Annotated in this window: 15 protein-coding genes; 3 read left to right on the top strand and 12 right to left on the bottom strand. The window is 59.7% G+C overall.

Going from position 1 to position 18,085, the window contains the following annotated elements:
- Positions 1-70 precede the first annotated feature (70 nt).
- Entirely contained in the window at positions 71-1,012 is a 942-nt protein-coding gene (locus B9A24_RS17050; RefSeq protein ID WP_084447220.1) for a mechanosensitive ion channel family protein, read from the bottom strand.
- A 58-nt stretch (positions 1,013-1,070) separates the two neighbouring features.
- On the bottom strand, positions 1,071-2,258 hold the full coding sequence (locus tag B9A24_RS17045) for a cation:proton antiporter domain-containing protein (RefSeq protein WP_084447219.1): 1,188 nt from the start codon (positions 2,256-2,258) through the stop codon (positions 1,071-1,073).
- 213 nt (positions 2,259-2,471) lie between these two features.
- On the opposite strand from B9A24_RS17045, the gene B9A24_RS17040 reads away from it, so the two are divergent.
- Positions 2,472-3,704, top strand: coding sequence for a BaiN/RdsA family NAD(P)/FAD-dependent oxidoreductase (locus B9A24_RS17040; RefSeq protein WP_084447218.1), 1,233 nt, complete (start codon positions 2,472-2,474; stop codon positions 3,702-3,704).
- 56 nt (positions 3,705-3,760) lie between these two features.
- Here B9A24_RS17040 and B9A24_RS17035 read toward each other — a convergent pair whose 3' ends face one another.
- From B9A24_RS17035 to B9A24_RS17020, 5 genes are all read right to left on the bottom strand, one after another.
- Positions 3,761-4,426, bottom strand: coding sequence for a DUF2461 domain-containing protein (locus B9A24_RS17035; RefSeq protein ID WP_084447217.1), 666 nt, complete (start codon positions 4,424-4,426; stop codon positions 3,761-3,763).
- 249 nt (positions 4,427-4,675) lie between these two features.
- Complete coding sequence (locus B9A24_RS17030; protein WP_262490604.1) at positions 4,676-5,179, bottom strand: SDR family NAD(P)-dependent oxidoreductase; 504 nt, start codon at positions 5,177-5,179, stop codon at positions 4,676-4,678.
- 7 nt (positions 5,180-5,186) lie between these two features.
- Positions 5,187-5,420: an SDR family NAD(P)-dependent oxidoreductase gene (locus B9A24_RS22980; RefSeq protein WP_143434994.1), complete on the bottom strand. Its 234-nt coding sequence runs from the start codon at positions 5,418-5,420 to the stop codon at positions 5,187-5,189.
- Positions 5,421-5,513: 93 nt separating this feature from the next.
- On the bottom strand, positions 5,514-6,509 hold the full coding sequence (locus B9A24_RS17025; protein ID WP_084447215.1) for a helix-turn-helix transcriptional regulator: 996 nt from the start codon (positions 6,507-6,509) through the stop codon (positions 5,514-5,516).
- A 32-nt stretch (positions 6,510-6,541) separates the two neighbouring features.
- Positions 6,542-6,793, bottom strand: a complete 252-nt coding sequence (locus B9A24_RS17020) for a hypothetical protein (protein ID WP_084447214.1) — start codon at positions 6,791-6,793, stop codon at positions 6,542-6,544.
- Between the two features lie 226 nt (positions 6,794-7,019).
- Here B9A24_RS17020 and B9A24_RS17015 point away from each other — a divergent pair, with 226 nt between their 5' ends.
- The gene (locus B9A24_RS17015; RefSeq protein WP_084447213.1) at positions 7,020-8,465 is read left to right on the top strand and encodes a diadenylate cyclase; all 1,446 of its coding nucleotides are present in this window, start codon (positions 7,020-7,022) and stop codon (positions 8,463-8,465) included.
- 84 nt (positions 8,466-8,549) lie between these two features.
- Here B9A24_RS17015 and B9A24_RS17010 read toward each other — a convergent pair whose 3' ends face one another.
- Entirely contained in the window at positions 8,550-9,539 is a 990-nt protein-coding gene (locus B9A24_RS17010; protein WP_084447212.1) for an aldo/keto reductase, read from the bottom strand.
- Positions 9,540-9,693: 154 nt separating this feature from the next.
- Between B9A24_RS17010 and B9A24_RS17005 the strand changes: the two genes are divergently transcribed.
- On the top strand, positions 9,694-10,191 hold the full coding sequence (locus tag B9A24_RS17005; protein WP_084447320.1) for a DUF4112 domain-containing protein: 498 nt from the start codon (positions 9,694-9,696) through the stop codon (positions 10,189-10,191).
- A 117-nt stretch (positions 10,192-10,308) separates the two neighbouring features.
- Here the strand turns inward: B9A24_RS17005 and B9A24_RS17000 are convergent, their stop codons facing one another.
- The 4 genes from B9A24_RS17000 to B9A24_RS16985 form a co-directional block, all read right to left on the bottom strand.
- Positions 10,309-12,393, bottom strand: coding sequence for a kojibiose hydrolase (locus B9A24_RS17000; RefSeq protein ID WP_234997421.1), 2,085 nt, complete (start codon positions 12,391-12,393; stop codon positions 10,309-10,311).
- 146 nt (positions 12,394-12,539) lie between these two features.
- Entirely contained in the window at positions 12,540-12,992 is a 453-nt protein-coding gene (locus B9A24_RS16995; RefSeq protein ID WP_084447211.1) for an alpha-amylase family glycosyl hydrolase, read from the bottom strand.
- Positions 12,993-13,122: 130 nt separating this feature from the next.
- Entirely contained in the window at positions 13,123-14,688 is a 1,566-nt protein-coding gene (locus B9A24_RS16990; RefSeq protein ID WP_084447210.1) for a RagB/SusD family nutrient uptake outer membrane protein, read from the bottom strand.
- 18 nt (positions 14,689-14,706) lie between these two features.
- The gene (locus B9A24_RS16985) at positions 14,707-17,757 is read right to left on the bottom strand and encodes a SusC/RagA family TonB-linked outer membrane protein (RefSeq protein ID WP_084447209.1); all 3,051 of its coding nucleotides are present in this window, start codon (positions 17,755-17,757) and stop codon (positions 14,707-14,709) included.
- Positions 17,758-18,085 lie beyond the last annotated feature (328 nt).

The raw sequence follows: 18,085 nt of genomic DNA, 5'->3' as shown, positions 1-18,085 counted from the left end.
ACGGTCATGTAGAGCATTCCGCGCATGACCGTAAAGCGAAGTACTAAACAGCTTCTATACCACGAAAGGGCTATTGTTCGCTGGACTCAGAAATAGCGGCGCGGGCGGCCGGCACATCGCCCTTGCCGGCGGGCCAGCCTTCGCGCTGGGTGCGGCGGTCGCCATCGGTCACCTCGGTCTGATCGTGGAATAGAATCTGCTGGGTCGGGAATGGCATATCGATGCCGTTGGCCGTAAGCTTGTTCTTGATGCTTTCCAGCACTTTATCGCGGGCATCCAGCACGTCGGCGCGGCGCGGCGGATTCACCCACCACCGCACCCGAATGTTGACGGTGCTATCAGCCAGATCCATGACCAGCGCGTCGGGGGCCGGGTCCTGCACGATGCCTTCGGTTTCGTGTACGGCTTCCAGCATCAGCTGCCGGGCCCGCGCGATATCGTCGCCGTAGCCAATACCCACATCGTATTGCAGGCGGAGCATCTCGTAAGCGGTATTGACGATGACAGCGTTCGTAAACAGCTCAGCATTAGGAATAACCACGCGACGTCCATCGTAGGTTCTGATGGTAGTGGCGCGGGTCTGAATGGATTCTACCGTGCCCTCAAACTCCTTATACTTGATCTGATCGTCAATCTTGAAAGGCTCGGTGAGCAGCAGCAGGATACCGGCCAAAAAGTTCTGGAAGATGTCTTTAAAAGCAAAGCCAATAGCAATACCGCTCACGCCCAATGCACTGATCAGACTAGCCGGCGTAAAGCCTGGCAGAATAATCGTAATGGCCACCAGCACGCCCAGAATAAGCATCACCACGTAGGCCAGCCGGCTCAGCAGCAACGACAAGCTATGGCTCTTGCCCTTGCCTTGGGTAACACGCCCTACCAGCGAGCGGGCCCCGCGGGCCAGCAATACAAACAACACTAAGACGACAACTCCAATCGCAATATTGGGCAAAACGGCCATCAGGTCGCGACCAATCTGGTTGAGCTTCTGCCACGCAATAGAGAAATCCATAAGCCTGAGAGTAGAGTATGGTACAACCGTTTAGATTATAGTCTGAGGCGTATCGGCTTTAATACTCCCCCAGCTCCGGCTCCTTGCGGGCCATTAGCAAACCGACCATCATCAGGAGTCCCGTCAGGAGGATTACGACAAACAGGATATTTTCGCTGACTTGCCCAATAAGATGGGCCTTGGGTATGCTATAAAACAACAGCACCGAGATCAGGCCTTTGGGGGCAATAAACAGCTCTGGGATGAGGTCTGACTTGGCGATGTAGCGCAGATAAAAAAAGCGGATAACCGTGAGTACTGCTACAATCAGGAGCCCTTGCCACAGCAGCGTTATGCTGATGAGATTGGTGAGTGTGATGGAATAGCCAAACAGCAGAAAAAAGAACGTGCGGATAAGAAAGGCCGACTCTGCCGTAATGCTTTTGAACTGATGCAGCTCCTCGGTGAGGCGCTCGGGGTGCAGGAAGCGGCGTAGCGGACCCCGCAGGAACAGCTCGGCGTTGTTGACGGCCAAGCCAAAAGCCAGCACCAGCAGCAGAGACGACAAATGCAGCTTTTTGGCCAGGCTGTAAATCAGAACCAGGAAGGCGAAAATCAGGAAGAACTTGATGTGCAGCCGAATACGATCCAGCATAAACGCCAGCACCGCCGTGCTCAGTACGGCCACGATGGACACGGCCACCACGTCGCGCAGAAACGTGAAGATGGATATGCCCTGAGCAAAATTATCCTGCAAGGCAAAGTTGAAGAGCATGATGCCCAGAATATCAGAAAAGGTGCTTTCGTACACGATAAACTCCTGCTTTTCCCCAACCAGGCTGGACACGCTCGGAATAGCAATGGCCGAACTGACAACGGCCAGCGGCACGGCATTCACCAGGCAGCTCTGAAACGAGGCACCCAGGTACAGCTGCAACAACTCGGCGATAGTAAGGGCCTGCACCACCAGAATCAGGGCCGCCGCGGCGAAGGAGCGTTGAATCAGGGGAGCCTTATCCCGGCTAAGCTTCAAATCCAGCGCTCCTTCTAACACAATGAGTATTAGTCCAATAATGCCGAATATCTCCAGTATTACTTGGGGAATCAATACCCCAATGTCGCCGTAGTCGGCGGCCTGTTTCAGGGCGATGCCGGTAAAGAGCAGCATCAGCACCGACGGAACTTTGGTGGCCCGCGCGACCAGGTCAAACAGGTACGAGAGAACGACGGCCAGGCTCAGGCCAATCAGGATAGTATATGGACCCATGCGGTGGAAATGTGTGGACTGAACTCCTCCCTATACGTCGCCGCCGGGAATTGAATGAGACCGAAAGCTAGCAAGTTAGTGCGTTTGGAGTCTTGGCAGAAGCTATAAAGCCGGATTGGCCCCCATACGTCACTGACAGTTATCAGGATCAGGACAAGCTCCGGCGCGGGGCGAGGCCGTATCTTGCCGACTATCAGCACTTGCTCTGCTTCTATGTCTACTCATCCCAGCATCGCCATTATTGGGGGCGGCCCGGCGGGCTTGCTGGCCGCTCATCACCTGGCCCAGGCCGGCCACCGCGTGACATTGTACGATGCTCAGGCCACCGTGGGCCGCAAGTTTCTGGTGGCCGGGCACGGGGGCTTCAACCTTACGCACAGCGAGCCGCTGCCCACCTTCGGGAAGCGCTACGGCGCTCATCACGAGGCATTTGCTACCTACCTCGCTCATTTTGGGCCCGAACAGCTGCGCACCTGGGCCGCCGATCTGGGCGTGGAAACGTTTGTAGGCAGCAGCGGCCGCATTTTCCCGACGGCCGACTACAAGCCCGCCCAATTGCTACGAGCGTGGCTGGCGCGACTGGCAGAGTTAGGTGTGGTTATCAAAAGCCGGCACCGCTGGCTGGGCTTCATGTCCGACTCGCCCACCGGCCTGCGCCTGCGCGATGAGCAGACCAGCGAAGAATACACGATTTGCCCCCCGGCCGTAGTGCTGGCCCTGGGCGGAGCCAGCTGGGCCAAGACCGGCTCCGATGGCCACTGGACAGCGGCCCTCGCCGCCATCGGGGTGCGCTGTACGCCGTTTGCACCCGCCAACTGCGGGGCCGAAATAGTCTGGGGGGCTTTTTTCCGGGAAAAGGTGGGCCGCGCTCCGCTCAAAAACATTGCCCTGACCTGCGCGGGTCAGACCGTGCGCGGCGAGCTACTGCTCACCGACTACGGCGTGGAAGGCACGCCAGTGTACGCCCTCACGCCGGCCCTACGCGTGGCCTTGGATCAGCAGACGCCGGCCACGCTCTGGCTCAATCTCAAGCCTGACTTAACGCCTAATCAACTCGTGCAAAAATTAAGCAAACCGCGCGGCAGCAAGTCCTGGGGGGCTTTTTTGCAGCAGGTCCTGCACCTGGGACCACCCGTACCTACTCTGCTGCGCGAGCTGGCGCCTCCCGAAGCCATTACCGGCTCAGCCGAAAGCCTGGCCCATTTGCTCCAGCACCTGCCCATGCCTGTAATAGGCCTCCGCCCGCTGGATGAGGCCATCAGCACGGCGGGCGGCGTAGCGTGGGAAGAGCTCGATGAAGACCTGATGCTGCGGCGGCGGCCCAGCACCTTCGTGGCCGGCGAAATGCTGGACTGGGAAGCGCCCACTGGTGGCTATTTGCTACAGGGCTGCTTCAGCACCGGTGCCTGGGTGGCACGGGCAATTTCAGGTTTTATACAGCTGTAGCCTCGCCTACTGCTTGCCTCTACCCGGCCGCCGCACTGATCAGAGCTACAAGCTACTTAACTCAGGGCCTTATTCAGAAATGCGACCAGGGGTTGCAGGCTGGCAAAAGCGTCCCCTATCCGCTGCGCCAAATCAGGGCGACGCATGTCCGCGTCGGGCAGCGGCTGGCTGGCGGTGAAGCTCTTCAGCTTCAGGTACTGGAGGGCCGGATTTGTGACTTCGTAGCCTTTGGGCGGACGCTGCAAGACGTTTTCCCGGCTTAACTCCCTGAATTGCCGCGCGAAAGCTGGTTGGCTCAGTAAGGCCTCGAAAGCGTGCAGGTTGTAATCTATTTCCTGCCTGATACGCGCCAGCACATCCGGAGCGGGCATGTACATACCGCCCGCTACCAGCGAGGCACCCGGCTCAACGTGCAAGTAATAGCCAGCCGTGGGCGCCCCTTTGCCCCCCACGTTAAACCACGCCGCGAAATTGGTTTTATAGGGCGACTTATCCGCCGAAAAACGCACATCCCGGTTGATGCGAAACAGGCATTTGCGCGGGTCCAGCCCCGCCCGGCCGATGGCAGGATCAGCGGTGGCCAAGCCTGCGAGTACCTGCCCTACCAGCTGCTGAAAATCAGCCTTGGCTGCTTCGTAGGCGGGGCGGTTAGCGGCAAACCAGGCCGCGTTATTATTCGCTTTTAACTGGGAGAGAAAGGTCAGGGTGTGGCCTTGGAGCATAGGGCGTGGAATCGGTTTTAAAGGTTTAGAACTGACGCAGTTGCTGTCAAAAAATGTTTTTATAGCCGCTGGGGGGCATTTTCAAGCTCCTGAAGCTGCTCCTACCCCCCTTTATAAATGCTTGATTATCATTGAATTTATAGTCTATTCACCTAGGCTGCTCAAAGCTCGGTTGCCTTTTGCTTGGCCCCAATGCCCTATCCGTGCTTACACTTACTACCGCTACGTCTCGTTGAACGGAAGCGCAAGCTAGAGCTTAACGAGGCTGTTCAGCTTAGTAAAAATAAAATCCGGTGCCAGGCGGCTCATGCACAGCAGCACCTTCACCATGCCCACCGCTACTACCGGCTGGTCGCGGCACCAGGCCTGCCAAAATGCCTCGGCCACGGCCTCGGGCGACACCGTGCGGGCAGTTTCGCCGCGAGCGGCTCGGGCTCCTTGATCCAGCTCGGTATCTACCGCCGGTGGCAGCACGTCGAACACCCGGACGGAAGTACCCCGCAGCTGGTGGCGCAGGCAGCGCGTGTAGGCATGTAAGGCCGCTTTGGTGGCGCTGTACACAGGTATGGCCGCCACCGGCACGATTCCCAGCCCCGAACCCACATTGACCACCGCCGCCGCGGGCCGGGACTGCAACACCGGCAGCAGCACGGCCGTGAGGTTGGTGCTGATTTCGGCGTCGCCGCCCGTCAGCGCTTCCTCTCCCGCCCGCAGGTCGATGCGGCGCTGAATTCCGGCGTTGTTGATCAGCACGTTCAAATTAGGATGCTCCCGCAACGCCCACGCCACCAACGCCGCGCGCCCGGCCGGATACGGCGATGTCGGCCACGAACGTATGCAGCCGCGGCTCCAGGGCCTGCGCCGCGGCCAACGCGTCGGGCCGTCGCCCGCAGATGAGTACGGTGTTGCCGGCTTCGGCAAAACGCCGGGCCAGGGCAAGGCCGATACCAGTAGCGCCGCCAGTGATGAGTACCGTGTGAGAGTGAGTGTCCATGAGCGCAGGGGGAAGTGTAGGAAGAAGACAAGTGATTGAGCCAGCAAAACAACAGCCCTCAAGCTGAATAAAATAGCTCTTTTCGACCTAAAATCAGTCCCATCCGACGGGCAGCTCTCGAGCGTATTTCTTCGGTGTAGTGCCCGTAGTACGGCGGAAAAGGCGGGCGAAATGGCTCAGGTTGGTGAAGCCCAGTCTTTCGCCCACGTCGGCCACTGACAGGGCCGGATTGCGCAGCAGGCGTCGGGCCTCCGCCAGCCGGGCCTGCTGATAATAATCGTAGATACTTCGCCCGAACACCTGCCGAAACAGCCTTTTGAGTCGGGTTTCGCTCAGGCCCGCCGCGGTGGCCAGCGCCGCCACCGAGGGCGCGCAGGCTAGGTCGGCTAGCAACTGAGCCCGGACCTGCATCAGCCGCTTGGCATCGGCCGGGTGCATGGCGGCCAACGCTTGATTGGGGCGCACCGCCAGTTGGCCCAGAAACAAATACAGCAGCTCCTGCGCCTTAAACTGGTAGTAGAGCGCCTGCAAGGTGGGCGCGGCGGGCGGCTGCCGCAATTGCCGCACTACCGTCTGAATATCCGGCCGCGCATCTTCGTACACAAAAAACGACTTACTGCCCGCCTGCATCTCCGTCAGCAGCGGATGCTCGGTGCCGGCCCCCAGCAGCTCCCGCAGCACGGCCAGGCGCAGCGTGAGGATACCCACAAAAATTTCGATTCCCACCGGAAACACGAACACGCCGCCCATATCGTCGGTCGAGAGCGTGATGCCCGCCGCTGGCCGCCCCGAATGGCTGGCGTTGTCGCCGCCGAATTGTTGGTCGATGGGCAGCTCATTTAGGCAGAAAATAATGCACATCAAATCTGTACGCGGCACGGCTGGCACCCGCCGCAGCGTTAGGGGGGCACACAGGGTATAGTGGTGCGTAATCAACTCAAAGCCAGGTTGTAATACATGCGCCTGCAAATCTCCTTGCCTCAGGGTGGGCGGCAGCTTTAAGGTATTACTCACTGGTGTCACGCCTGCCACGGCCGCGAACTCGCGCAGAAGATTAACTGCCCCGGTCGGCGTAAAAAGCAGCTCCATGGGCGTTTCAGCGGCGAATAGTCAGCGCGGCTTTATTGTTTTGCTACCGTATTTTTCTCGGCCGCGGCCAGAATGGCTTTGGCTTCATCCAGCAGGCATTCGCCGGGGTTGAGCTGCTTGCGGCAGATAAGCGCGAAGAGCAGAAAAAAAGAAACTATGGGTAACACCCAGCCCAGGACAAACCACAGCCAGAACGAGCGGCCGTAACTGTGGGCGCAATATCCGGTGGTAAGGGGCAGGAACGACATAGCGCACAAAAAGCCCAGCAGTAAATCAACAAACATGGCGGTGGCAGCTATGGGGTGAGTGGTATCGTGAAGATACTTGGTTTGCGAGAGTTTCCCAATCCTTAACAATCCTCATTCTAATGTCTATAACTATGTTGGCAGTGGGATGTTGCCTTAATCTGGCTGGAATGTTGCCGTCTTATTCCACCACCCTGGGGGGCTTTTTCGCGTACGTCGTACTGTTTTCCGGCCCTTCCCTTCTTCTGACCGCCCAACTTACCCTATGTGGGAGCACCAAAGTCTGTTTCGCGTCTCGGCCCAGCTGTTTGCCGAAGGCGTTTTTAATCTGCTGGATAGAAATTTAAAGCCCGAAGTTTTTTTACTTGGTCTAGCTTCGGCCAAAGAACCCGACGAGCCGCAGGCCGTCGTAATCGAGCCCACCAACCACCGCTACCCCAGCTCGGAGTTTACGGAAGTGAAGGTGCGCGCCGCCACGCTGGAGTCGGCCGAGGGTCCCCGCGAAGTCGTGTATCACCTGCATCCTACCGACCAAGACCGCTTCGAGAAGCAGCGCTGGTACGAATTGCTCCGCCAGGCCACTGAGCTAACCCTGGCCGAAATGCCCCCCGAGCCCATGCCGCGGGTTTCCTTTTGCTCGCTGCCCGTCAGCTTTAATGGATATATGGTGTTGGTGGTACTGCAGCTCTCCTCCGAAGCCTACCACGGCTACTACGCCCTGCCCGACAAGATCGTGGCCCGCGCCAACTCCCTGCTGGCCGCGGCGGTACAGGAGTTTTTGCAGGATTGTGCCCGCGCGCTGCGCGAATCGGATTCCGACGATGCCCACCCCGTCCTCGACCGCGATTATAACGAGATGCTGCGCGCGGCCGGCCGGCGCTTCATGCTGCGCGCCGCCGCTGGCACCTACGGCCTCTATGATGCCTGCAACGGCGTGGCCGCGCTGCGACACGAGGGCGACGAGGGTATCGGCCTGATGATTGTCGCGCGCCGGCACCACCCCGCTGTAGTTCCCGTTCTGACCCTGGAAACGCCTATTACCCTACGTGACCATCGTTCTATTCGGAAACTGCTGGAGCTGAGCGAAGACAACACGGCCCTGATAACGGACGCCACGCATGTTTTTGGCTTGGGCTATCTGGTAGAGGAAACGCACCCGAACTACGAGCCGCTGTTTATGGTGCACTTCACCAAACACTATAGCTGGGAGCTAACGCACGCCGACCACATTATGATGAAGGTAGTGTCGAACGCACCCCGCCTACCCCAGGGCCGCGTCGATGCCGCCAATTTCGCCCATGCCGCGCGCCAGCAGTGGCCCGACCTCCGCGACACCGGCACCGCGTATCTCTGGCAACTCACCCAGGAAGCCAGCACCCAGTCGAACGGCACCATTCTGGTAATTTCCGCGGGTGCCGCTCAGGAGGCCCAACGCCTCACCCGCCAGTGTTTCCGGGTAGCACCCCGCCTGATGACGCCCGCCATCATGCGCCTGGTCACGAATATTGACGGGGCCGTACTCGTGGACCAAAACGGAATCTGCCACGCCATCGGGGTTATCCTCGACGGCTTGGCAACGGCCAAAGGCGACTCCTCCCGCGGCTCACGCTATAACTCGGCCCTACGCTACGTAGAAAGCAGCCAGTACCCGGTGCTGGCCGTGGTAGTCAGCGAAGACGGCTTAATTGACTTGCTGCCGCCGGTGAGCTAACGCTAGGTTAGTGAAGTGGTAAAATGGTGAAAGAGAGACAAATTCGCTCCACTTCACCCTTCACCATTTCACCACTTCACCACTTCACCCATTCACGCTGCCCATCATGGCTTCCGGGTAGCGCAGCCCGGCGATGGCGCTGCGGGGGGCAATTTCCTCGATTTGCGCCAGCTCGGCGGCCGATAGCTGCACGTCGAGCGCGCCCAGGTTCTCCTCCAGATATTCGATGCGCTTGGTGCCAGGAATGGGTACAATATCATCGTCCTGAGCCAGCACCCAAGCCAGGGCCAGCTGGCCGGGCGTGCAGTTTTTCTGGGTGGCCATTTCCTTGATGCGGGCTACCACATCGAGGTTACGCTGAAAGTTTTCGCCCTGAAAGCGGGGCGTGTGGCGGCGGTAGTCGTCCTCGGCCAGGTCCTCAAAGCGCTGAATCTGGCCGGTCAGGAAGCCCCGGCCCAAAGGGCTGTAGGCGACCAAGCTGATGCCCAGCTCGCGGCAGGCGGCGAGCACGCCGTCTTCGGGGTCACGGCTCCAGAGCGAGTACTCGCTCTGGAGGGCCGCGATGGGATGCACGGCGCTGGCCCGGCGCAGCGTGTCGGCCGAGGCTTCAGAGAGGCCCAGGTGGCGCACCTTGCCTTCGCGCACCAGTTCGGCCATGGCCCCCACGGTTTCCTCAATGGGCGTGTTGGGGTCGACGCGGTGCTGATAATACAGGTCGATGTGCTCGGTGCCCAGGCGGCGTAGGCTGCCCTCGCAGGACGCCCGCACGTACTCGGGCCGGCCGTTTATACCGCGCTTGGCGGGGTCGTTGGGGTCGCGCACAATGCCGAACTTGGTGGCAATAAATGCCTGGTCGCGCCGGTCGCGCAGGGCGCTGCCCACCAGCTCCTCATTGATATAAGGGCCATACATATCGGCCGTATCGAAGAAGGTGACGCCCAGGTCCAGGGCGTGGTGCAGGGTGCGGGTGCTCTGCGCGTCGTCGCGCTGGCCGTAGAAATCGGACATTCCCATGCAGCCCAGTCCCAGGGCCGAGACCGACGGGCCGGAGCGGCCCAGTGCGCGCGTTTGCATATCGTTGTTTTTAGGTACAGGAAAGAACTGACTGCCTGATTAACGGGGAGTGGGCCGGCTAAGGTTGAATTTTAAGGCCGAAAAATCATGTTGGCTGGTTATCGGGCCGCAATTCCCGTTTAAAGCAAAAACCCCTCCTGCCATGTCCCTCAAAATGCCCCCCACCTCTGCCGCCACTCCCCCCGAAGCCGACCAGCGCCTGCGCTGGGTAGAGAGCGTGGCCCGCCTCATGGACAGCCAGTTTACGCTGCCCGGTACCCGCTTCCGCTTCGGCCTCGACCCCATCCTGGGCCTGATTCCGGTGGTGGGTGACCTGACAAGCATGGCCATATCGGGGGCCCTGCTGCTGACCATGATGCGCCACGGGGCCAGTGGCAGCCTGGTGGTGCGCATGGCCCTCAACATCCTGCTCGATACCATCGTGGGGGCCATTCCGGTGCTGGGCAACATCTTCGACTTCGCCTATAAAGCCAACGACCGCAACGTGCGCCTGCTGCGCCGCCACTATGCCGAAGGCAAATACCAGGGTAGCGGCAAGGGGCTGCTGGCCGTGGTGCTCGTGGGGATGCTGGTGGTCTTTGGGCTGATAGCCTGGGGCCTGTGGGCCGCCACGGCCTGGCTGTGGCACTACGGGGGGCAAAACTGGTGGTAGCCGTTAGCCGTCTGCCGAGGGACTGACCAATACCTTATCAACCCGCAACGACTGTAATAACGAACCGCGCACCACTGGCGGGCTTTTCCAGGCGCTTGAGGCTCCTGTATGCTTGGCTTACCGCCCCACGGAGTACGTTTTGCGCTGCGGGCCCACCCCCGTAATCTTCACCGACTGCCAGCCCGTGGGCAGGGTGGTTTTGCTTTGCATGATGCCCGTGGGCGTAATATTCAGCCCTCCAAAACCCATGAGCACGGCCTGCAAAACACCCCCCGCGCCGGTGGCGAAATAGGGATTAGTACCTCCCTTGGTTTCGGCGATAACCCGGAAGGGCGGCAGCAGATTGGGCTCATAGGCGTCTTTGAACCACAGGCTGGCCTTGCCGGCGTCGCCGAGGCGGGCGTAGAGCAGGGCAAATATGCCCTGGGTCATAGCGGGCGTGCCTTCGTTGGGCACGCGGGTTTCGTAGTAAGTCAGGTCTTTTTTTATCTGGGCGGGGGCTGTGATAACGCCTAGCGGGTAAGCCAGCAGGTTCACATCGCCCTGCTTGATGCCCTCGCCCTTGTAGGTGGCGTGCTCCTGGGTCACGCCGTCGGCCATTTTGAGGATCGGGATGTTCTGGGCCACATGCAGCCAGTCGGGGTTGGCGCGCAGGCCCAACAGCTTGGCGGCGGCGGTGGCGTTGCGCAGGTTTACCTGGGCGGCGGCATTGGTGAAGGCGTCGTTGTCCACGTTTTCGGCCCACTCATCCGACGCCACCACGTTCTTGATGTCGTAGCGGCCGGGGCCGTTGCGCTCCACGCGGCTGGCCCAGAAGTCGGCGGTGGCCGAAAGCATGGGGTAGCCTTTCTCGCGCAGCCAGTCCTTATCCTGGGTCACGCTGTAGTACTGCCAGGCGGCCAGGGCCACGCAGGCGGAAATATGGTGCTCGAACGGCCCGCTCAGGGCCCAGACCGGGGTTTCCTCCACGCCCGTATCGGCGCTTTCCCAGGGGTACATGGCACCCTGGTAGCCGTGGGCGAAGGCATTGCGCCGGGCCGGCTCCAGCCGCCGGAAGCGGTACTCCATCAGGGACTTCGCGATTTCCGGGTGCATCACGGCCAGCACCGGAAACATCCACACGTCGGTATCCCAGAAAACGTGGCCGTTGTAGCCCAGCCCCGACAAGCCCATAGGCGAGGGCGATAAGTCGGTGCCGGCCCGCGAAAAGCTGTACAGGTGGTAGAGCATACTGCGCACGTCCTGCTGGGCCTGCGCATCGCCCGTAATCTGGATGTCGCTCTGCCATAGCTCGTTCCATGCTTTGGTATGAAAAGCCAACAGGCGCTCTTTGCCTTCGAGGCGGGCGAAAATGGTCAGGCGCTCGGCCTCGTTCAGCGGGTCGGCGTGGTGGGCGGAGGTGATGGACGAACCGGTCACGGCGTAGTTATACGTCTGTCCGGCCGGCAGCTTTTTACTGAATTTCATCAGGTGCATGTTGTTGTCCCACATCTCATGGATCACCCGCGGCTCCTGCCCGTGTGCCTCCCCGAACAGGAAGCTGTTAGAGGCGCAAAGCAGCAGCTTGCCCGTAGGGCTTTTAGCCGAGGAAGTCAGCAAACTCAGCGTGACGTGGGGCCGATCAATCTCGTTGTAGTAGTTCTGGGCATCGCGCAGGGCGTCCGGGGTTTCCATCACGCTGGCCGCCGTCAGGGCCAGGTCTTTTTTGGCCGTGATAGTCACGTCCAGCAGCACGGTAAACGGCAGGTGGCGCAGGGCATAGTAGGTGTAGCTGATGGTGGCTTTGTCCTGGTAGTCGAAGGTGCTGGTAAGGGCGGCGCGGCGCATATCCAGCTCCTGGCGGAAGTTGGTCGCATCCTGGGCCGCGAGCCGCCGGCCATCCACTTCCAGGTACATATTCAGCAGGTTGAAGCTGTTGAGGAAATTGCTCACCCGCCCCCGGCCGTACTGGTCGTAGGCCCCGGCCAGCACCACATTTTTGACCTGAAACGGGGCGGGCGAAGACACGATGCCAATCATCCCGTTGGCCACCGCCACGCCGTAGTAGTTACTGGGGTCAATGCTGGCGGCCGTGATGCGCCACGGGTCGGGCTGGGCCAGCGCGGGGGGCAAAAACGTCAGGCAAAGCAACAGCATCGCGCCCCAACAAGCCAGCAGCTGGTGGGGGGCTTTTTTCAGTTTCCGGGGGGCAAATTTCGACATTAGACAGGGGCAGGAGGAATGTAAACTGATTAAGCGAAACCAGGCCTAGCGCAAAGGCAGCACTAGGGCCTGCCAGGGCAGCAGGGCCAGGGTCGCGGCCGGAGTAAAAGTGAGGTAATTGTTAAGCCAGGGCTGCCCGCCCAGCTTCAGGTTGTTGGGAAGCGCCCAGCCGCGCTTCTCCGAGGAGAAGTTAAGCACCACCAGCACTTTTTCCTTATCCAGGGTGCGGTGTAGGCGTAGATGTGCGGATTGGCCTCATCAAGCAGCTCATACTGGCCGTATATCAGCGCCTTATGCTGCCGGCGCACCGCCGTGGCCCGGCGGAAATAGTTGAGCACGGAGTTGGGGTCCTTTTCCTGGGCGGCCGCATTCACCTGCTGATAGTTGGGGTTTATTTTCAGCCAGGACGTGCCGGTCGTGAAGCCCGCGTTAGTAGTGGCATCCCACTGGAAAGGCGTCCGGCAGTTATCACGGGCCGTGCGCTTGGCCGTAATTAGAAAGGCTTTCAGGTCGCCGCCCTTATTTTTTACCTGCTGATAGCCGTTCAGGGTAGCCACGTCGCGGTAGTCCTCAATGCGGTCAAAGCGGATGTTGGTCATGCCCAGCTTGTCGCGATGATTTTCATAAGGACTACTGAGGTGCTATGCCGCACACAAACCGGCCGCTGGCCGCTGCCGTTCAGCAGCACCCAACGGCCGGTTTTGTACGCTACTGGCTATTCGTTAGTGATTAATAGCCCGGATTCTGGGTGATGTTGCGGTTTACATCCACCTGGGTCTGCGGCACGGGATAGATCAGGTATTTCGGGTCGCTCTGGGGCTTGTCTTTGCGAGCCTGCAGGAACTTGCCGAACCGGATCATGTCCTGCCGCCGCCACGACTCGCCGTACAGCTCCCGGCCCCGCTCATCGAGCATTACGTCGAGGGTGAGGGAGGTCAGGGCGCTGGCGCCGCGCGAGGGATGGGTCCGCAGCGAGTTGACGATGGCCAGCGGCGTGGCTCCGAAAGCTCCGGCGCTGGTGGGCGTGCCGCCCCGCAGGATGGCTTCGGCCTTCATCAGCAGCACGTCGGCCAGCCGGAAGCTCACATGGTCGTTTTCGGCTCCGTTGCCCCCTCGGGCCTCGCTTAAATAGTCGACGGGGTATTTCAAGGGGCGGATGCCCTTGGCTTCGAGGTCGGGACCAGTTTCAAACAAGTTGATATCCCTGGTAAAAGCCAGCGGCGCCCCGCCCCGCGTCATGAGCGGCGCGTCAGTAGCCAGATTGTACTGCTGACCAATAAGGAAACCCACGTTGATGCGCCGGCCAGGGTTCGCGGGCCCGCCACTTACGTCGTAGGCCACGCCCCGGCGCTTATCATTCGCCTCAAACAGGTCGTAGAGCGTAGCCGGAGCGGCCGGGCCATTGTAGCCGTCCACAGGCCGCATATTATAGTGCGACACGAACTTCCAGTGGTCGCGCGTGGCGCCGCTGTTGCCGAAGGTGTTTTCCTGGGTGAAGATGTTCTCCCGGCCAATGGCGCCGTTGTTGGGCGCGAAGTTGTCGAAGAAGTTGGGCGTAAACGAGTACTTGCCGCTGCTGATTAATTCGTCGGCCAGCCGGATTACCTGATTCATATCCGCCGCAGCGAAGGTTGGGGACTGGCGGTTGGCATACACGCCTTTGTTCAGGTAGCACTTCATCAGCAGTACCCGGGCGGCATCCTTGTTGGCGCGGCTGACGGGGGCATCGGGCAGAGCGCTTTGAATAGCGGCAATCTCACTCACGATGAAGTCAAGCGCCTCGGTTCCCTTGCGGATCCGAGCAAATTCGCTCAATTTTTCGCCTGGCTCCCGATAGAGCACCTGGTCGTAGATGTCCAGCACCAAGTACATGGCCCAGGCCCGCAAAAACCGGGCTTCGGCCCCCTGCTGCGCGGTAGGGGAGAAGCGCAGTAGGTCGGTGGAAGCGTAGATAATGCCGTTGAGCTGGGTGTAGGTTTCGCGCACCTGCTCATTATTAGCGTTCCATGTATGGTTGTAGAGCTGCCGCCACTTGCCATTGTCATCCCAGTCGGGCCCGCGGGTAGGCATGATACGGGAGTCGGTAGATACTTCCTGTAGGGCAAATACGTTTGCTACGCCCTGAATAGGCGCGCGCTGCGAATTATACACGCCCTGGAGCAAGGCGGCTGGGTCACCGCTCGGAATCTGGTCCTGCGTGAGCTGGCCTTCCAGGGTTTCGTTCAGCTCACAGCTACTGACCACCTGCAGCAAAGCCAGAAAGGCGGCCGCACAGGTAATTTTTGGGTATCTCATGGTGGGGAAAATTAGGAATTACAGAGTGAAGTTGACGCCGAACGTAAAGGTACGGGCACTAGGGTAAGGCAGGTAGTCAATACCGACGGAGGGCACTTGGTTGGCTCCCCGCTTTATGGTGTTTATTTCCGGGTCAAACCCGTCGTAGTCGGTAATCACGAACAGGTTCTGGCCCGTGGCGTATACCCGGGCTCCTTTTACGAAGCTACCCAGGTTGCCAATGGTGTAGGAGAGCGTAACGTTGGACATCTTCAAATAGTCCCCCTTTTCCAGATAGCGCGTAGAGGCCGCCGACGGGTTGCCGGTCGCTTCTTTGATCGGGTTTTCAAACGTGGAGACGGCAATGTTCTTGCCTGCCCCTATCTGACCCACGTTGCCTACCGCGTTGAGCGTGTTGTTGTAAATGTACTGGCCGAATACGCCGGTCATGTTCGCGATAAGAGCGAGTTTGCCATAGCGGGCATTGGCGCTCAGGCCCAGCAGCGTGCGGGGGTTGGGGCTGCCTGCATACACTATTGCGCCGAAGTCGTTGGACAGACCCTGCTCATTGAGACCGTTGAATTGAGGCAGGAAAAAGGCATTGATGGGGAGCCCGTTGCGGATGGTCTGCGACAGCGCCCCCGACAGGCCCTGCCCGTTGATGGCCCCGGTCGGAATGGGTGCTCCTACCAGATCCGACACTTCGTTGCGAATGAAAGTGGCATTAGCATTAAAGCCTACTTCCACCTGCTCGTTGCTTACCAGCGTGGTACCCAGGCCCAGCTCCACGCCCTTGTTCACGATTTTGCCGTCGAGGTTTTCCCAGCGAATGGCCGCGTTAGAGGGCCGGGGCTCGCCAGGCGTAGTCGGAAACAACAGGTCGGTAGTGGTTTTGTAGAAGTAGTCGGCCGTGAAGGTGAGGCGGTTGTTGAAGGCCCCGATATCGATACCGGCGTTAACCTGAGCGTCGGACTGCCACTTCAAGTCGGCATTCTCGTCGTTGAGCGGCGACTGAGCCCCGTTGTTGTCGAGGGTGTAGCGGAACTGGGCCGAGCCGGCCGGAAACTCCTGGTTGCCGGTGCGGCCGTAGCCGGCCCGCAGCTTGAGCTGGGTGAGCTTCTCGGCCGGAAAAAAGGCTTCCTGGCTCAGGTCCCAAGCCACGGCGAAGGATGGAAAGTAGCCAACCCGGTTATTGGGGCCGAACTTGCTGCTCTCGTCGCGGCGCAGCGTGCCGGTCAGTACGTAGCGGTCTTTATAATTCAGGGTAGCCCGGCCAAAAACCGATTGCAGCTCCGACGACGGGTCAACGAACGACGACGCCTGGCGAGCCCCGGCGGCCGAATATTGAATGTAGTTGGTATAATCGAGGCCAAAGTTTCCAAAGCCCCCCACGTCGGGGTTACCAAACGCATTCACGTTGGAGCCCTTATTAGCAAAATTCGTGTACTCGTACCCCAGCAATGCGTTCAGGTTCAGGTCAGTAGTCACCGGCCTGTTGAAGGTAAGCGTGTGGACTATTTGCTGCGTGACCAGCTCATTGTCGCTGATGCTGGCAAAGCCCTTGTTGGCCACATCGGGAAAGTTGATGAGGCGCTGGTCGATGGAGGTGCGCCGCTGGCCGGTGTTGTAGTTGACACTAACCAATACCCGATACTCGAGCCAGTCGGTGAACTTATAGTAGGGCGAGGCACTGGCCAGGATAGTGGTTACCCGGGAATTGTCGTTGTAGAAATTCTGGTTGGCCAGGGGGTTCACTACGTCGCCGGCCTGCACGAACAGCGTGCCGTCGGGGTTGCGCAGGGACTGCGTGGGGTTCCATTGTAGGGCCTGCCCGATCAGGCTGCCCCGGAAGCCGGCGTCGGTCGTAATGGGGGCCAGTTGCTCGCGAAACTGGCTGGTGGCGATGTTCACGTCGAGGCCCAGCTTCTTGCTTTCCAGAAATTGCAGGTTCGTGGAAAGGTTAGCGCTGTACTTCTTAAAGCCCGTTTTGCTCACGATACCATCCTGGTCGAGGTAGCCAAGCGAGAGACGGTAGCGGCCGGTTTCGCCCCCGCCGCTCATGGCTACGTTATAGTTCTGCAGGTAGCCGGTACGCAGTATCTCATCCAGCGCGTCCACGTTGCCGCCTTTGTCGTTGGTGGCGGCTACGCCGTAGTAAGTCAGGGCCTCACGGTACTGGCCAGCATCGAGGAACTCGGGCCGGCGCAGCAGGCTCGAGAAGCCGCCGGATACGCCCACGTTAAGCACCGGGGCACCCGTTTTGCCTTTTTTAGTGGTGATGAGCACTACCCCATAGGCGGCCCGGGAGCCGTAGATGGCCGTGGCCGAGGCGTCTTTGAGCACCGTTAAGGTCTCTATGTCGTCGGGGTTGAGGAAGTTGAGCGGGTTGCTGTCGGCTCCACTCCCGATGTCGTTGGAGGCCACCAGACCCGGCCGGGCCGAGCGCCCGTCGAGCGGCACGCCATCCACCACGTACAGGGGCTGGCCACTGCCGGTTACGGCCGAGTTGCCCCGGATACGAATCGTGGCCGGCCCGCCGGGCTGGCCGCTGTTGTTACTTACCTGCACGCCCGATACGCGGCCCTGGATCAGCTGATCCGGCGACGTGAAAGTGCCTTTGTTAAATTCTTTTTCGCCGATGACTGCCACGGCCCCGGTCAGATCCTGTTTCCGCGTCGTACCGTAACCGGTTACTACCACCTCGTTCAGCTTCTGGGTATCTTCCTGCATGGCTACCTGCACCGAGGTTTTGCCCGCAATATCAACCTGCTGGGAGCTGTAGCCAATAGACGAGAAAGAAAGCGTCGTCGTCCCCTCGGGCACGGTCAGCTCAAAAGTGCCGTCGGCGCCGGTGCTGGTGCCCGTTGTCGTTCCCGGAATGATAACCGTTACGCCCGGCAGACCGCTGGACTGAGCGTCGACCACCTTACCGGAAATTGTCCGAGTGGCCTGGGCATAGCTCAGGATTGGGAAAAGAAGGAGAAAGAAACTGAAAGTCAGCACCCGCCGCCAGGCTGGCTGGCTGCTACCGGGCGGAATGGCGGCCGACGGCTCAACCGATTTACACTGTTTGTACCAGTTGTTATCCATGAGTGAAAAAGTGAAATGGTGGGAATCTGACATCATCTAGCCTTGGGCAAGCCCACCGCAAACGTATCCGGATGAAAACCCGCGGCAGTCACTACCTGACTAAATGTAAACGGAACTGGGTAAAGTGAAGATACTAAAATGCACATGACTTACGCGAATGTACAGGACTTATGCGGTTGTGGGCAAGAATCATCCTGCCGGCACCTGGGGGGTTTTTTTAGACCAACGCAGCTCCTGCTGGTTTCCTAGCAACTAATTGACTTTTGAGTTATTAAAACTAAAAGAACCTGAACGCATTACCGCGAAGACACTTAACTAAGTCTGCAAG

This window comes from Hymenobacter roseosalivarius DSM 11622 (genome assembly GCF_900176135.1).
GTDB lineage: Bacteria > Bacteroidota > Bacteroidia > Cytophagales > Hymenobacteraceae > Hymenobacter > Hymenobacter roseosalivarius.
This window is presented reverse-complemented; position numbering and strand designations above follow the sequence as displayed.

Excerpts from the sequence above, each read along its gene's own strand:
- B9A24_RS17050 (WP_084447220.1), bottom strand. The coding sequence starts at position 1,012 with ATGGATTTCTCTATTGCGTGGCAGAAGCTCAACCAGATTGGTCGCGAC.
- B9A24_RS17045 (WP_084447219.1), bottom strand. The coding sequence starts at position 2,258 with ATGGGTCCATATACTATCCTGATTGGCCTGAGCCTGGCCGTCGTTCTC.
- B9A24_RS17040 (WP_084447218.1), top strand. The coding sequence starts at position 2,472 with ATGTCTACTCATCCCAGCATCGCCATTATTGGGGGCGGCCCGGCGGGC.
- B9A24_RS17035 (WP_084447217.1), bottom strand. The coding sequence starts at position 4,426 with ATGCTCCAAGGCCACACCCTGACCTTTCTCTCCCAGTTAAAAGCGAAT.
- B9A24_RS22980 (WP_143434994.1), bottom strand. The coding sequence starts at position 5,420 with ATGGACACTCACTCTCACACGGTACTCATCACTGGCGGCGCTACTGGT.
- B9A24_RS17025 (WP_084447215.1), bottom strand. The coding sequence starts at position 6,509 with ATGGAGCTGCTTTTTACGCCGACCGGGGCAGTTAATCTTCTGCGCGAG.
- B9A24_RS17020 (WP_084447214.1), bottom strand. The coding sequence starts at position 6,793 with ATGTTTGTTGATTTACTGCTGGGCTTTTTGTGCGCTATGTCGTTCCTG.
- B9A24_RS17015 (WP_084447213.1), top strand. The coding sequence starts at position 7,020 with ATGTGGGAGCACCAAAGTCTGTTTCGCGTCTCGGCCCAGCTGTTTGCC.
- B9A24_RS17010 (WP_084447212.1), bottom strand. The coding sequence starts at position 9,539 with ATGCAAACGCGCGCACTGGGCCGCTCCGGCCCGTCGGTCTCGGCCCTG.
- B9A24_RS17005 (WP_084447320.1), top strand. The coding sequence starts at position 9,694 with ATGCCCCCCACCTCTGCCGCCACTCCCCCCGAAGCCGACCAGCGCCTG.
- B9A24_RS17000 (WP_234997421.1), bottom strand. The coding sequence starts at position 12,393 with ATGTCGAAATTTGCCCCCCGGAAACTGAAAAAAGCCCCCCACCAGCTG.
- B9A24_RS16995 (WP_084447211.1), bottom strand. The coding sequence starts at position 12,992 with ATGACCAACATCCGCTTTGACCGCATTGAGGACTACCGCGACGTGGCT.
- B9A24_RS16990 (WP_084447210.1), bottom strand. The coding sequence starts at position 14,688 with ATGAGATACCCAAAAATTACCTGTGCGGCCGCCTTTCTGGCTTTGCTG.
- B9A24_RS16985 (WP_084447209.1), bottom strand. The coding sequence starts at position 17,757 with ATGGATAACAACTGGTACAAACAGTGTAAATCGGTTGAGCCGTCGGCC.